Raw genomic sequence first — 16,836 nt, 5'->3', positions numbered from 1 at the left:
TCACAGGTATAGAAATGCCATCACCCACAGTTCACTGCCGTGCAGGCAGCTTAGAAAAGAGACACGCAACAAATCCCACGGTGAAAAAGGTTCACTGCCGTGCAGGCAGCTTAGAAATTTCACCTTCTGCACTTCCACAATTTACAGAAGTTCACTGCCGTGCAGGCAGCTTAGAAAACGCTCAAGGGTAAATCACATATACAGCTACTGTTCACTGCCGTGCAGGCAGCTTAGAAAAAAATGTTGGTTTTATCTAGGTTTCTTCTTTTAGTTCACTGCCGTGCAGGCAGCTTAGAAATTCTCCAAAAAATCGACAATTTGCTTTTGAGCGTTCACTGCCGTGCAGGCAGCTTAGAAATCTACGAGATGAGTAGCTCTGGTTACTGACTCGTTCACTGCCGTGCAGGCAGCTTAGAAATTTTGAAGGTTCGCCGCAAAGAGCGAGCACTTGTTCACTGCCGTGCAGGCAGCTTAGAAAATCATGGCTCGTCTTCCTCTATCCCTGCGGCCGTTCACTGCCGTGCAGGCAGCTTAGAAATGTTTATTGCTTGCGAGCCGTTGCGGTTAAAAGTTCACTGCCGTGCAGGCAGCTTAGAAAAGATGCCTGCTTCTGAAATTTTGTCTATGGTTGTTCACTGCCGTGCAGGCAGCTTAGAAAGAACATATTTTTTCCTTGAAATGTCGGTTAAGGTTCACTGCCGTGCAGGCAGCTTAGAAAGCACACAGCACCGATTTATGATGAAGTTTTTGGTTCACTGCCGTGCAGGCAGCTTAGAAATTGAAATGTCGGTTAAGAGTGGCGGCTCGAATGTTCACTGCCGTGCAGGCAGCTTAGAAACGTAACTGTTGTTTCAGTTTCTCGTGTTACTGGTTCACTGCCGTGCAGGCAGCTTAGAAAAGTTGAAGAATCAACAGAAGAAGTAGTTTGAACGTTCACTGCCGTGCAGGCAGCTTAGAAAATAACAAACCCTTCCCAACTTTCAAACGGCACGTTCACTGCCGTGCAGGCAGCTTAGAAATTGCATCCCACTGGCAAGATCTTTTCTGGTTTGTTCACTGCCGTGCAGGCAGCTTAGAAACATCAGTACGAACCTTGACGTTCCCTGTCCTGATGTTCACTGCCGTGCAGGCAGCTTAGAAAGCGATAGGCCATTAGAGTCTGCAGAGTCGAGGGTTCACTGCCGTGCAGGCAGCTTAGAAATGATTTCCGCCTCTGCCCTGACCCAAGGTGAATGTTCACTGCCGTGCAGGCAGCTTAGAAACAAAATATTAAATACAGACACTTATACTTGTGGTTCACTGCCGTGCAGGCAGCTTAGAAAACATGCAATGTAAGGTGCATGCAGCAACAAGAGTTCACTGCCGTGCAGGCAGCTTAGAAAAAATAAAAAGGGGCAGAAGCCCCAGTAATCAAAGTTCACTGCCGTGCAGGCAGCTTAGAAATTTGATCCGGCCTTTAAATTTTTTGTCGTACAGTTCACTGCCGTGCAGGCAGCTTAGAAAAAAAACCAGTTCGGAAAGCTCTATACGACATTGTTCACTGCCGTGCAGGCAGCTTAGAAAATAGCGAACCTCGAGAGAACGAACCGAACCCAAGTTCACTGCCGTGCAGGCAGCTTAGAAAATCCTGACGAACAACTTCCTGAATTTCTCGACGTTCACTGCCGTGCAGGCAGCTTAGAAATGATTTCCGCCTCTGCCCTGACCCAAGGTGAAGTTCACTGCCGTGCAGGCAGCTTAGAAATCGAAGGCATCAAGGGCAAGGTCTATCCTGTTGTTCACTGCCGTGCAGGCAGCTTAGAAAAGTAAAAAGACCGGTGCTCAGTATGATATGTGGTTCACTGCCGTGCAGGCAGCTTAGAAATGATCCATTGCATCACCGAAGTTATCACCATCGTTCACTGCCGTGCAGGCAGCTTAGAAATCTAAGGCTGTTTAGGCCACCAGCCAGCCATAGTTCACTGCCGTGCAGGCAGCTTAGAAAGGAGAAATCGACTCTGGGCAGGCGATGGCACCGTTCACTGCCGTGCAGGCAGCTTAGAAACGACTAAAAAGCGTTCTTATGTAGTTGATTTTGTTCACTGCCGTGCAGGCAGCTTAGAAAATGATAAAGCCTTCCCAACTTTCAAAGGGCACAGTTCACTGCCGTGCAGGCAGCTTAGAAATTTCAGGACTTTTATCAGATTGGGTGTCTGAAGTTCACTGCCGTGCAGGCAGCTTAGAAAGCCTTCCTTTCGATTGCATCCTTCAGGATGAAGTTCACTGCCGTGCAGGCAGCTTAGAAATGGCAGAGCTGGCAGAGACGTTGCGAAAACAAGTTCACTGCCGTGCAGGCAGCTTAGAAATACCCGATCCGGGCGCTATTGTTGAATACGCCGTTCACTGCCGTGCAGGCAGCTTAGAAATGGACGACGGCGTGCATTGGGGCTGTCATCACGTTCACTGCCGTGCAGGCAGCTTAGAAATCCTTGTCGGATAAGTACCTGACCTTCTTGTTTGTTCACTGCCGTGCAGGCAGCTTAGAAACTTCGAAGAATGGTTATGCTTATGGTTGAATATGTTCACTGCCGTGCAGGCAGCTTAGAAAGCTACCACGGTTGCAAAAGAAAACCACAAGGAGTTCACTGCCGTGCAGGCAGCTTAGAAAGTTCAGAGGAATCTTCGTGATTGTCGTGTGTTGTTCACTGCCGTGCAGGCAGCTTAGAAATGAGTAGGACCGAAAGAAGCCGATCCGAGTCCGTTCACTGCCGTGCAGGCAGCTTAGAAACATCGGATGACCTTCACCAGTACTCAGCCAGACGTTCACTGCCGTGCAGGCAGCTTAGAAATCCCCAGGGAGGGCTCGTTTCATGGTGAACAGGTTCACTGCCGTGCAGGCAGCTTAGAAACCAGTTTGATGGTTCAAAAGGTTGGGACTCATGTTCACTGCCGTGCAGGCAGCTTAGAAAACGGCAAAACGCCAGACATGTTCGGGTATCTCCGTTCACTGCCGTGCAGGCAGCTTAGAAAAATCATTCGGAACTGGGAACCGGGCGACGTTTGTTCACTGCCGTGCAGGCAGCTTAGAAACATGAGATCGATAGACTGAGAAGTCAGATCACGTTCACTGCCGTGCAGGCAGCTTAGAAAAAAATAAAGTTGTAGCGGCGGCAGGTTCGCCCGTTCACTGCCGTGCAGGCAGCTTAGAAAAGTGTGCCGGTGAATCCATGTCTGTACTTACAGTTCACTGCCGTGCAGGCAGCTTAGAAATGACGAGCATGGCGTCGGGCATCGTTCGAAGAGTTCACTGCCGTGCAGGCAGCTTAGAAATGTTTGTGCAGGGAAGATTGCCGAGCGTAAGGGTTCACTGCCGTGCAGGCAGCTTAGAAAAATCTAATTTAGCGCAGAATCCAACATAATGTGTTCACTGCCGTGCAGGCAGCTTAGAAAATGATGAGGTGTTAGAACTTTATTATCGTGGCGTTCACTGCCGTGCAGGCAGCTTAGAAATCAGACACCGCAGCTTCAGTTTCCAAGAGTTCGTTCACTGCCGTGCAGGCAGCTTAGAAAACCTCCATGATGGTGCAGGACTATGGCCGATTGTTCACTGCCGTGCAGGCAGCTTAGAAATTCGCTTTTAACGCCTACAGCCTCAGCCAGAGGTTCACTGCCGTGCAGGCAGCTTAGAAATGTTGTACCTGTTGCGGTGCTGGCGCTGCCTGGTTCACTGCCGTGCAGGCAGCTTAGAAAAAAAAAGAGGTGCGATACGCTGCAGCGAAGAGTTCACTGCTCTGCAGGCAGCTTAGAAATTTTACGCACTGCTGATAGACGAAATTGTCTGGTTCACTGCCGTGCAGGCAGCTTAGAAAAGCCAATGAAAGGAATCTTGATTCTGTCTGTAGTTCACTGCCGTGCAGGCAGCTTAGAAATGTGAGGCATTGTGAGAGGGTCTAAGTATGAAGTTCACTGCCGTGCAGGCAGCTTAGAAATTCGAAGCTGCTGTATGGGATGGAAGGGTGGCGTTCACTGCCGTGCAGGCAGCTTAGAAAGATCATGTTCAGAACTCCCAGACAGGCCGCTTGTTCACTGCCGTGCAGGCAGCTTAGAAAACAGACCCGCAGGTATCAATGTATCTGGACCAGTTCACTGCCGTGCAGGCAGCTTAGAAATGTAACAGTTAAAGGTGGTGCTGAGGGATCGAGTTCACTGCCGTGCAGGCAGCTTAGATAAGCAATCAAAAAAGAATTTTGAAGAGGCTGCTGTTCACTGCCGTGCAGGCAGCTTAGAAACAATGAAGCCGAGAAGTTAGATAAAGATCTTGAGTTCACTGCCGTGCAGGCAGCTTAGAAATCAAAAAAAACATGCTTTCAAATTAACAGAAAGTTCACTGCCGTGCAGGCAGCTTAGAAAGTACAGGACAATGCGGCCCGATCAGCGGAAGCGTTCACTGCCGTGCAGGCAGCTTAGAAAAACCGGTTGCATAAGTAGTTCTGAAGCTGCTCGTTCACTGCCGTGCAGGCAGCTTAGAAAGGTGAACGCCTCTTTGCGTTTTTTGGGTGTACGTTCACTGCCGTGCAGTCAGCTTAGAAACCTGACTTATCGCTTTAAATTAAAAGATGATAGTTCACTGCCGTGCAGGCAGCTTAGAAAATAGGGAGGCTTTCGAGTTTCCCTTTTTTTGAGTTCACTGCCGTGCAGGCAGCTTAGAAAATTAAAAACTGGACTCCGGTTATGATTAAAATGTTCACTGCCGTGCAGGCAGCTTAGAAACTCCTGAGTTCTTATCTCTTCAATTTTTATAAGTTCACTGCCGTGCAGGCAGCTTAGAAAAAGCCGAGAACATCAGACATAACCACATTAAAGTTCACTGCCGTGCAGGCAGCTTAGAAAATCTGTAGAAGTCACTGTTACTGTAGCGGAACGTTCACTGCCGTGCAGGCAGCTTAGAAATCTTTTACAAGTTACCAGCTAATGGAACTACTGTTCACTGCCGTGCAGGCAGCTTAGAAACCAAGGAGAAAAAGAGCCACGCTTACCGGACTTGTTCACTGCCGTGCAGGCAGCTTAGAAAACATAACGGTTCAGCCCTTGGGTATCCTTGCGGTTCACTGCCGTGCAGGCAGCTTAGAAAAAAACAGAAGGCGTTTTGCCGTGAATATATTTGTTCACTGCCGTGCAGGCAGCTTAGAAAATATAACAACGCGCTCGAATACGTTCGCAAGCGTTCACTGCCGTGCAGGCAGCTTAGAAAGTAAATCCGTAGAACAACGTCTTGCCCGTTCAGTTCACTGCCGTGCAGGCAGCTTAGAAAGTAAACACTCAGAAGTGCCCGGCGCGATATTCGTTCACTGCCGTGCAGGCAGCTTTGAAACGTAAGAAACTTGTAGACTCTGGCTTACTGACGTTCACTGCCGTGCAGGCAGCTTAGAAAACCACAATCAGGACACACAACCCGGTTATCTACGTTCACTGCCGTGCAGGCAGCTTAGAAATGCTTTGATGCGGGTTTTTCTTTTGCTGAATAGTTCACTGCCGTGCAGGCAGCTTAGAAATGTGACCTATGCGACTAAAGACTTGTCTTATCGTTCACTGCCGTGCAGGCAGCTTAGAAAAGTATTTGTTCACCGGAGACTGGGGTATAAACGTTCACTGCCGTGCAGGCAGCTTAGAAATGAGACATCAGGGAATCAAAGACACGATCAGCGTTCACTGCCGTGCAGGCAGCTTAGAAACGATGAAGAAGGTGCAACAAAAACAGATGGAAGTTCACTGCCGTGCAGGCAGCTTAGAAAAATATAATTCTTGGATTTGGGATCGTAGAAATGTTCACTGCCGTGCAGGCAGCTTAGAAAGTCACTGTGTCCAGAATGGCCTGAACTTCAAAGTTCACTGCCGTGCAGGCAGCTTAGAAATTGCCGTAACCAGCGCAGGACGGTGGCCGGGGGTTCACTGCCGTGCAGGCAGCTTAGAAAATACTGAGACTCATAGCGTGATTGCACGCCTTGTTCACTGCCGTGCAGGCAGCTTAGAAAATGAATACCCCTGTTTAACATACGTCTACTTGAGTTCACTGCCGTGCAGGCAGCTTAGAAATTATCTCCGTAGTGACGCCACAGGGTATGGAGGTTCACTGCCGTGCAGGCAGCTTAGAAAACTCGAAACCGGCCCCCATGCCCTGATCCTTTGTTCACTGCCGTACAGGCAGCTTAGAAATGATTTCCAAGGGTTAGCGTCCCCCCCGCTGCGTTCACTGCCGTGCAGGCAGCTTAGAAAGGTTCGATACTGCTATTAGCTGTCGCCTTACAGTTCACTGCCGTGCAGGCAGCTTAGAAAAGCCAGAGCGCACAGGCGTCGTCTGAGATTTTGTTCACTGCCGTGCAGGCAGCTTAGAAATGCGGCATCGGGTCCGGGAACGCCACCTCTTTGTTCACTGCCGTGCAGGCAGCTTAGAAATGGCAGAAGAACTGCAGGCCCGCGCTACTCAAGTTCACTGCCGTGCAGGCAGCTTAGAAATCATGTTAATTCCTCAACTGGACCCCTTAAAAGTTCACTGCCGTGCAGGCAGCTTAGAAATCAACTTCGTTAACAGCGTAATACAGCTCTCCGTTCACTGCCGTGCAGGCAGCTTAGAAAAGTAACCTTTATTATATAGCTGGCCTTGGAGTCGTTCACTGCCGTGCAGGCAGCTTAGAAACTGCAAATGCTTAGCCTGGTTTCCCTCGTGTAGTTCACTGCCGTGCAGGCAGCTTAGAAAGCAATGAAGGCCAGAACACAGGTGTAACTTCTGGTTCACTGCCGTGCAGGCAGCTTAGAAATACGCAACAGTAGAACAGCTCAGGGAGTACGCGTTCACTGCCGTGCAGGCAGCTTAGAAAGCACAGGCAGCTTAGAAAATGTAAGCGTGGTTGTTCACTGCCGTGCAGGCAGCTTAGAAAGCTTGCAGGCTTCCCACCCCTGCACCGGATAGGTTCACTGCCGTGCAGGCAGCTTAGAAAAGTACCCAGAGTCGCCCCCAGAGAGTCGAATAGTTCACTGCCGTGCAGGCAGCTTAGAAACGAAAGCGGCGGCTTGCCGGTTAAATCCATCAGTTCACTGCCGTGCAGGCAGCTTAGAAAATCAATGAGACGTAACTCTCCATTTCAGTAAAGTTCACTGCCGTGCAGGCAGCTTAGAAAAGTTGAGGAAACAGCACAGTGTTCATATTCACGTTCACTGCCGTGCAGGCAGCTTAGAAAGTGATTATTCCCAATATGATATATTTGCTGATGTTCACTGCCGTGCAGGCAGCTTAGAAATCGCCCTCGAGATCAGACTGAGTGTAAGTCTCGTTCACTGCCGTGCAGGCAGCTTAGAAATCAAGAGCATAAATGACATCACCGTAAATATTGTTCACTGCCGTGCAGGCAGCTTAGAAAAAGAATGCAGCTTCTGAAACAGGCTCAGCAGTGTTCACTGCCGTGCAGGCAGCTTAGAAAGATTGACGACGGTGTACCGAATCGGCTTAGATGTTCACTGCCGTGCAGGCAGCTTAGAAAGATGCAGAAAATCCAGCGCGATGTCTGCCCGCGTTCACTGCCGTGCAGGCAGCTTAGAAAATTTGGCGGATTTATCCGGCCTGCCCCTTTTCGTTCACTGCCGTGCAGGCAGCTTAGAAAACCGTGCTATTCAGTGATCGGGTCGAGTCTGTGTTCACTGCCGTGCAGGCAGCTTAGAAAGATCGATTTCGTGGTGTCATTAAATTTGCATCGTTCACTGCCGTGCAGGCAGCTTAGAAATTTCAGGACTTCTTGGTTCTATTCTCAGATGAGTTCACTGCCGTGCAGGCAGCTTAGAAAAAACATGTATTCGACTCCCTTACGGTGGGCGCGTTCACTGCCGTGCAGGCAGCTTAGAAAAGCAGTAGAAGCGTCGTGAATGAGCGCTGCAAGTTCACTGCCGTGCAGGCAGCTTAGAAAATCATTAATATGTTGCCCGCGCGCTGGGCCATGTTCACTGCCGTGCAGGCAGCTTAGAAATGGACCAGTGCCGCGACGGCGGCGACGACTGCGTTCACTGCCGTGCAGGCAGCTTAGAAAGGGCCAGAAGTACATGAAACAGGAAATGGACAGTTCACTGCCTTGCAGGCAGCTTAGAAAGGGTGGCCATCGTCCGGCACATCATTGCCCTGGTTCACTGCCTTGCAGGCAGCTTAGAAAGTACACTGAGCGCACCGGCTTTGAGCTGGTGCGTTCACTGCCGTGCAGGCAGCTTAGAAAATGAAACGCATTATAAAAAGGTGCGCGCGATGGGTTCACTGCCGTGCAGGCAGCTTAGAAATACTGAAACGAATAGTCAGCACAGCACAGCAGGTTCACTGCCTTGCAGACAGCTTAGAAAGTCTTCAGGAACACTGAAGTCAACGATTGTTAGTTCACTGCCGTGCAGGCAGCTTAGAAAGTTCTAGAATCAGAATACTCAATCAGAGCCTTGTTCACTGTCGTGCAGGCAGCTTAGAAAGTCCGACTGCTGCGTGTTGTTATGCGTGCCTTGTTCACTGCCGTGCAGGCAGCTTAGAAATCAGAAATGAAGGAAAAGGGGCGAAGGAGATTGTTCACTGCCGTGCAGGCAGCTTAGAAAGGTTCTGGAGAGATTGAGTACAACGACGGGACGTTCACTGCCGTGCAGGCAGCTTAGAAAAGCCGGGGGCTACCTTCCGTGCTGAACTTAACGTTCACTGCCGTGCAGGCAGCTTAGAAATGACCCCATACTCCGGTGATTCAAACTGAATAGTTCACTGCCGTGCAGGCAGCTTAGAAAAGTGTGTTTCTATTGATGATGCCGCCGAGTTTGTTCACTGCCGTGCAGGCAGCTTAGAAAGAGAGAATCACTGATAGATTCCATAACTTTCTGTTCACTGCCGTGCAGACAGCTTAGAAAGTCAATCGAATGGCTATTGACGCAGTGAATTCGTTCACTGCCGTGCAGGCAGCTTAGAAATCAAATGCGGAGAGCCTGACGTGGCTCAAAGCGTTCACTGCCGTGCAGGCAGATTAGAAAGGACGGTGCATACCGTAAAATCATCACGCTACAGTTCACTGCCGTGCAGGCAGCTTAGAAACGGTGCTGAAGGTGGGCCGTGCAGAATTCAGGGTTCACTGCCGTGCAGGCAGCTTAGAAATGTCTGTCAGGTTCTTACGTTCATTCGCCAGTGTACACTGCCGCACAGGCAGCTTAGAAATTCTCAGATGAGCGCCTGACCCTGGCTGCTTTGTTCACTGCCGCACGGACAGCTCATAAAATGCTGGATTTCATCACAAAAAGGGTTTTTGAGAGCCGCCGATACTAGCGGCTCCCTAACAGTGTTAAAACTCAGGAACAGTGGCTTTTTCTATAGCCAGACCGTAGCTGTTAAACCGTCCTACTACAGAGCTGGCTTTGCTATGGCGCTCTATAAACAGCAGAAAATTCTGACCGTTACTGCTGCTCTTCAGTCCAAGATGAGGTAACTGAAGCGGTTTTGAGATTTGTGAAAGGACAGCTTGCTCCAACTCATCTGTCCAGGTCCCTCGCTCAAGATGACGCTTTTTTTGCCTTCGCAATCTGCTGTTACCCTTGGGTTGACGGCGATGATAGCAACTATGTTCAGTGACACTCCCAGGTATCGTACTGACCGGTTTCAGCAAGGCATAATCCTTGATAACAGCATGACCTACCAGAGTTGAATGCAAGTCATCAATATCCGCTTTTTTTCCCAGAATACGAATAGTACCGCCCAGTGTAGGCTGCTGTCTGTAGGCGGGGAAACTCAGGCCTATACGACCCTCATAGGTCGGTAATAGCTTGTGCAGTGCCTGAATAATTGCCGAAACCACAGCGGACTGGATTATCTCAGGGTTGGGCAGTGCTTTAAGCTCACAGTAGCTGTCCATAATTACTCCTTACCGGATTCACCGAAGACACCACCACGGATCAGGATAGCCATCACATAGTGCTGTTGCTCTACAGAGGGCTTTTTGTCCTTGAGTACCCAGTTATCAAACAGGCTATAGAAATCTTTTTTTTCCTTTGGTTGCCGAAAGGCTTCACCCAGAGTTGTTACCGAACCATAAGGTTCGACGGCGATAGGCATCATGGCATCGTCACTGTACCAGGTATCAATAGTACGGATTGCATTACCGATTTTTTGAGAGTGCATGCCTGTCTGGCAAGTGGTTTCATTCACGATATAAAGTTCCTTGCTTTTTGTCTTTCCTGTATCCAGTACCAGCTCCTGTGAAGGGTAAACCTCCTGACCAAAGCCCAGGCAGGCATGAGCTTCAACATTGAGAAGAATAAAATGCTCATCACGTAATCCCGAAGCTATCCATTTAGCGACGGTGGCGATTTCATTGGACTTGTGATCAAAAGTTTGCAAACTCAGCTGGCGGGCACTGCCGATGGTGACGCGTTTCTCTGTGCCATCTATTTTACAGCGCACAGTGACTGAAACAGACTCACTGCCAAGACGGTTTCGCCACAGCCAGCGGGCGTTGAGTATATTAGTTGCATAACGTCTTGCCAGTTCTTCTACACCATGCTCATGGATATAATGAGCAACAATGGATTTCACCTTGGCCTGATAGTGCTGGTTATTACAGACACTGGGAGTGCCATCAAAAGGTATCACCTTGCATGAAAAATTGATCTTGAGAGTGTCATTGTCACTATTCAACATGGCGACATCGACAGTTTGCAGGTTAGGTACCTGAATTTTTGCGTCCAGTTTGGCCGGGTCGCTGGCATCCTTGTTTTTCAGGCGGTTGGAGATTGTGCCTCGAATTGACTTGGTACGAACGGCAATTACGGTCTCCTGAGGATGTTCCAGCTGACTATTGAATTGACTGAATACCGCGTCGGAGATATCCAGGTTGCGTTCGAAAGCGAGAACTGAGGCTGTTGCTAGTTTAGTCATTACATAACTCCTTTGATATCAGTCGACATTTTGCGCAATCAGGTACAAGCCGTTTTCACCGGTGTTCATTCGCCAGAAGGCGTTGTCCAGTGAGTTGAGGCTGTAAGGGAAAATCCAGCGACCAAGGCTGTAGAGTGTTTCGACATATTGGCTTGGGTAGTGGGGAGCCCGGCTATGTTGCATAGATGCCGGTTCATAAACCGGTGAGATTGACTGGTAACCGACCGGAATCGGCACCAGCCAGCCACGGCCATGTTTTACGCTGGTCGTCTTCCACTGTACGGGTTGTTCTTTGTCTTTATCCTTTGCGGGCAGCTGTTCGGGTACGTGATGCAGTATTGCTGTTTCGAGTAGAGCATCCAGAGCGGTTGCATCCGGTGATTGCTGCTGCAGCTGCTCGGTAATCTCTATCAGCTCCTGACGGGCATCCATAAGAATAAAGGCTGGTGCCAGACGAGCCTTTAGCTGATCCAGATTTTCTGCCGATATCAGCTCAACTGTTTTGATGCCAAATACACTTCCCCCAGTCATTCTTTGTTGTTGCATTGCTTGGTTGATCCAGTGACAAAACTCTTGTTCATTGTCATTGAGCCAGTCCTGGTCATCGAAATCTTCACAGCGTATAGGTATAACCAGGCTGATAGTCATATCAACCTTGCCTTCTTCAACTATGGCTGGCGTTGTACCGTTTTTTTTGATTGGGTTACGGCTTTGATTGAATGTGTAATCGCTGAAAGCATTGGGACGATAACGTCTTACCCTGCACTCATGACTGGCTATCAATACTCCATCAAAAGTCAGGTTGACAGGAAACGTAATTTTACGTTCCAGAGCGTGAACAGCACCTAAAAAACCTGTTAAAGCTGGAAAGCCATAACTGAGCGGGCCAGAGATGGCATTGGCAGCCTGTACCTTGATTTGGGCAATATGCAGGTAGTAATCAATATCACTCATGAGAATATCCCCGCATCATGACGCTGGCTCGCTTTGATGGCTGCTTCCATTTCTCGCTGCCATTCTCTGAATTCCACATCGTCAAAGTCAGTGGCTTGTTTTTTGAATCTTGCCTGCAGCAAATTGTTCAACCAGAGTGCGAAATCCTGCATTACGGTCTTTACCCATTCGCCTCTTTCTCTCTGTTCTTTGAAAGTGTCCTGGTCTTCCTGATCTGCTCGCAAAGGGTCGAGCCAGAGTTTGTGCGGCATTTTTAGCCGGTAGTTTTCACTCCACCCTGCAAGAAAGTTTTGTTGTATATAGGCCGCTATTTGTAAAATCTGGCCAAGAATAAGATTGAGAGCTTCTTTTCGCTGTTCACGAATATCCATGATACTGCTGGGAGCTTCGATCACTGCATACAGTATCTGCAGACCTTCGTAACAGTGATAAGCCAGATTTCTGTTAAAGAAGCTTTCTTGTCGTTTGCCAACGGAGAAGTCTTTCTGTCGGGAGTAGGTGGGTGGCAAGGATTCAAGTAGCAGGTTAATACCACGCTGTTTACTGGTCAGTGAGCTAATGTTCTGTGGGTTGGAGCCCCCTATTTTAAGCGCTGCCAGAGACATAACGGAAACATAGGCCTTTTGCTCAACACTCTTTTTTTTGCGATTGTCCCGGGCGTTTTTGTTCGCTTCGCTAAACCGTTTATTGTTTATCTTGCTTGCAACGCTGTAAGTCATTGTCGAGGGGTGCAGCGGCACCAGACAGAGATAGCTGTCTTCGGCGATGGCATTCGCTCGTGGCCAAAGCAGCTGCTTGTTGAGGCCTGAAGTTTTGGGCGAATCTGTTTGCGCAGCGAGTGAGGAGTAAAATTTTTGTTGATATTGAGCGGAAAGTGACGTGTCGGCAGCAAAAATTTTCTCCAGTCCAAGGTGGTTTTCAAGGATCAGATCTCGAAGAAGGTCATCCTTTACAGGGATGTTAAAAAAAGCAACTAATGGTAAAGCAGCAGCGTTACCGTTGGCATCTAAAGCTGAGGATGATAAGAGCTGCGTGCCAACAATCCCTGGAGGCGGGAGTGAGGATGGCCTGAAGTTTATGTTATCTCCCTTGGAATCGGGGTGTACACCTTTGGAAAGATGGGTGCCGAACTTGATTTGCTCGGTATATTTATTCGCAAGCGTTGCCATCCAGTTGTCTCTGTCATAGCGATTTGTGATATTTGTTATTTTCTCCCTAATCTTTTTCGCTTGGTCACTGCCAGGCTCTGCCTTTTCCAGTTTCTTCTGTTCTGGCTCCAGTTTGCTCTGATAATGTTCGTTACGATGCTGATCAATGGCCTGGATAATGTCATCACGTGTGATTGAGTCCATAGCTTCTTTACACCTCTATCAGTTCAATAGAGTGGGTAGTATAACAGAATAAATCAACCATGTAAGCGTGATTCTCAAAGCCATGCAGGTGTGTTTATCTGTGTAATTAATAAACTATGACTTTTTAAAGTTGTGGTAGACTCTGCCCTTCTGCCGAGCAGGCAGCTAATAAAATGCAAGCGTGGTTCTCCATGCGTAAATTACTGCCGAACAGGCAGACACCAAAAGGGCTTTCTGTTAGAAGCCCTTTTGGTGATGCATCTCACTTCCGGGTGTCAGCTCAGGCTGGCCAAAACCCAAACCATGGATGAAAGCGCCAGCTTTTTTGTTCGGCCAATCGTATTGAACTGAAGCGAATAGAAGTCTTTATTGGTGATTCGTCATTCAACTGTGCACAAAGATCATCCAATGCCGTATGAAAATCACTGACCAACCAGGGCTGGCTTGTCGCATTTTGTGGTGCAAAATCGTCGTAGGCAAACTGGCTGTTTATGCTGTCTTGCCCCTGAGGGTTCTCCCAGGCTTTATCCGCATAACGAAAACGTATTCCTGCCGGGTAGCCCTCGTCAGGTAGAGCAACAATGTCAGCCTGTGGGATCTGATCATATCGAAATGGAGTTGCTCGCTGCATATGGATGTTGGCCTGTGCTGCAGTGTTGCGCTGCCAGAAAGCATTGACAACGTTAGTACTTTCCGAGTTGAGAAGGTCGGCCATAACTGCATGTTCAAGGTCGGCCAGCCGAAGGTCTGGCTGGAGTTCATCGGGCCGGGCTATTCGAGGGACTGAATTGATATTATCCAGCTGCTGATCGGTAATCAGGCGATCTGAGCAGCGATGGCTATTGAGAAGATGCGTTTTGCTCTCAAATCCAGGCCGCAGAAATACAGGGTCTCCAACCCCCAGATTGCTCCCGGCCTGAAGGGCTTTGATGTTGCTATCAAGAATCAGCACATTGGCTTTGGTCGCTATCTTATCTGGTCGGTGTCGCCAGATTCGCCCAACCAGCTGAATGATTGAGCGCATTGATGATGGTTCAATTATGGCCCAGTCGTAATCGTGATCCCGGCCCACTTCAGCAACAGCTGTAGCAAGAACGATAAAGATATGATGTTGTTTATCGCCGTTCTGAACTGCATTGGTAATTTCTGGATGGTCAAACAGGTTTTTGTCTCTATTCCGGTTGAGAATACGATCCAGCTTATGTTCCAGTCGGCTGCGTAAAAGAAGCAGTTGTCGGGCATGATAACAGCAGATATGTAGTTGAATATTGTCCGGTAACGTTGACTGGTAAAGTGCTCTTGCCAGATCAACCATTGGATCAATATTCGCCATCCGAACCAGGCCAACACTGGCGGTTCTGTGACTTACAGGACAGGTTTCATGATAGGTGTTGTGCAGGCGTAAACAGGCATCGGTAATAATTTGTGCCAGAGTACGGTTGTGAATTTTTTCCTCTTCAGATGCTTTGGGAAGAACAGTAGGTAGAATTTCTCCTATACGTTTTGGCGGAAGTGCATTCAACGCTCTAATACGCCTGCGAATAAATTTGGTGTGGCACCTGGCAAAGGTTTGTCCGTTAATGCAAGGTTCAATATGTTGGTTGAATTCATCAAACCATGCACAGTAGATATCCATGTTTTTTTCATTCTGGTTAAGTTGCCAGAGCTGGCGGCCTTTTTGGTAGGCTACAAAGAGTCCTTGAACCAGGTCTGGTGTCAGGGTGGCAGAAGAGAGCAGGATATTACTCCCCATCATACCAGCCATATGAACCAGACGACTCAGGGCGGGCAAATCATTTTGATCAAAGTCATCAGGCTCATCAAGAATCAGGTCGCTGGTCATTAGACGGAGGATCGGCACGATATGGCGCCCACCGCGCAGTGTTTCTGTTGCACTGATAATGTGGTCAACTGTACAGGAAACTACCGGTGCGTAGAGCAGGTCGCTGGCTTTTGGATCTTGAATAATGGTTCCCAAGGTGGATTTATCCAGTACGCAGTTCTCGTAGTCGAGCTTATCGATAATCAGATCGGCAGCCGATTCACTGCCGTTATCCTCGGTAATCTCCTCTTCCACTTCCTGCTGTAGATCAAACAGTGTCCGTTGGGCCGTACCGCCGACAAGAATAGCCAGTTCGGTATCATCCAGGTTTAATCTTTCTCGCAAGGCTATGCCCGTCTGAAGGGTTAATACCCGCAAGCCAAGGGCGATGGTAAAGCGGGGTCCTCGCTCGGGATCAGCAAGTGCGGCCATGATCCGGGCATTGCCCAGAGTTTTACCACAGCCCGTGCTGGCCAGATTTACACCAAAAAAACCTTGCCGACGAGCCTCCTTCTGGTGTTTTTTTATCAGGCTCCAACCTTGGTTTTGCCACTGGAATCTTGGTATTGAAGTCCGTCTGGAAAATGGGCTGATATCCTCGAGGCGGGGCAATTCATGGGCAAACCGTGGTAGTAAGCGCGAGAAATCACCCGTAAACCGGGCAACCCCAAGCAGATGCTCATCCAAGGCTTGTTTTGGTTGTTTTGATAGGTGATCAGTATTGGCAATAAGTGAAGTTGAAAGGCTTTGATCACCAGTAACACGACGTTTGTCATCCGCAGACAGGCTGGAATAGTTGTGGTCGCCCACCATAAGACATAAGCGTGCCAAGTGCATCAGTAATGGATTATTCGTTTCAGGTGGATTCAATAGCTGAGGATGGTTCAGTGCTTTTGTGGCCCAGCGTTTTACTGTTTTTTGCCACATCAGGCTGTCGGTGGCTTGAGCTGAAAATCGCCAAAAATCTCCTGTATCATTGCGTTCACTCTGTGCTTTTTCCGAGAAAACCCAATAGTTATAGGCTGATAGCCGCTTGTAGAAGCGATCAAGATCCAGTTGCAAAAACTTCAACTGGTCGCATAGTTTTTCCCTTTCCCTAAAATTATGTCGGTCATCACAGGGGAGGCGGTGGTGGGTGACAATCAACCAGGAAACTAATTGTGCCAAGGGTGGAAGATAGGCAATACCTTTGGATTTGTTTTTGTGTTTATGGTCGTTGTAGAGGTTATCAACCCAGTTGGGTTGCTGTTTGAAATAGATGGGCAGATTGCATAATCTTTCCAGCCATTCCCTGTCAGTCGAACAATCATAAATCAGCGCCTCAAATAGGCGAAGGGATATCCACTCGTGACGGTAAGGGTCACTTTGTTGAGTTCCAGAGCTCTTAAGTTTTTGTTGGAATCCAACCGTTGCTTTGCCCAGGTCGTGCAGAAGTGCAGCAAGTACGGCAACAATTTGTATTGAGGTTGCCATAGTCCAGTTGTTTTCCCACTCTGTGCCCGTCAGAGTTCTCCGGGTTCGATTGACTGGCACAAGGCCTTTGTTATTAAAGGCGCTGCGTTTGCCCACCACCCACACCAACTCACTACGCGACCGAGACCGAATCCAGTGGCAACTGACGGCAGTACTCTTAGTCGCTGTTTTGCGCAGCAATTTTTTAACAGCGTTTAATCCTTCCTGAGTAATAATGGTTTGCCAGGTGTTGTCGCCAATTCGGTCTGCAAAAGCATCCAGAACCCGTCGTGTTTTTTTCAGAGCATTTTTTTCACACTGGGAGACAAAGGTGACCATCATGGCTG

5 protein-coding genes and 1 CRISPR repeat array (1 of these 6 only partly in view) are annotated in these 16,836 nt (G+C 48.6%); all 5 genes read right to left on the bottom strand.

Features of this window, described 5'->3' with window-relative positions:
- A CRISPR array of direct repeats spans positions 1-9,196; the repeat unit is 28 nt; unit sequence GTTCACTGCCGTGCAGGCAGCTTAGAAA; it reaches 1,052 nt to the left of the window's first position.
- Positions 9,197-9,320: 124 nt separating this feature from the next.
- Entirely contained in the window at positions 9,321-9,887 is a 567-nt protein-coding gene (gene cas6f, locus ACOJUN_RS21345; protein WP_422133890.1) for a type I-F CRISPR-associated endoribonuclease Cas6/Csy4, read from the bottom strand.
- Positions 9,888-9,889: 2 nt separating this feature from the next.
- On the bottom strand, positions 9,890-10,909 hold the full coding sequence (gene csy3, locus ACOJUN_RS21340) for a type I-F CRISPR-associated protein Csy3 (protein ID WP_422133889.1): 1,020 nt from the start codon (positions 10,907-10,909) through the stop codon (positions 9,890-9,892).
- A gap of 18 nt (positions 10,910-10,927) precedes the next feature.
- The gene (gene csy2 / locus ACOJUN_RS21335) at positions 10,928-11,863 is read right to left on the bottom strand and encodes a type I-F CRISPR-associated protein Csy2 (protein ID WP_422133888.1); all 936 of its coding nucleotides are present in this window, start codon (positions 11,861-11,863) and stop codon (positions 10,928-10,930) included.
- Positions 11,860-13,215 (bottom strand): type I-F CRISPR-associated protein Csy1, encoded by a 1,356-nt coding sequence (gene csy1, locus ACOJUN_RS21330; protein WP_422133887.1) that lies wholly within the window; start codon positions 13,213-13,215, stop codon positions 11,860-11,862. Before csy1 ends, csy2 begins: the two co-directional genes overlap by 4 nt.
- A 280-nt stretch (positions 13,216-13,495) precedes the next feature.
- Complete coding sequence (gene cas3f, locus ACOJUN_RS21325; RefSeq protein WP_422133886.1) at positions 13,496-16,831, bottom strand: type I-F CRISPR-associated helicase Cas3f; 3,336 nt, start codon at positions 16,829-16,831, stop codon at positions 13,496-13,498.
- Positions 16,832-16,836 lie beyond the last annotated feature (5 nt).

It is taken from the genome of Endozoicomonas sp. ALD040, from assembly GCF_049275945.1.
GTDB lineage: Bacteria > Pseudomonadota > Gammaproteobacteria > Pseudomonadales > Endozoicomonadaceae > Endozoicomonas_A.
Note: the sequence above shows the minus strand (reverse complement) of the source record. Positions and strands in the feature narration are given on the sequence as shown.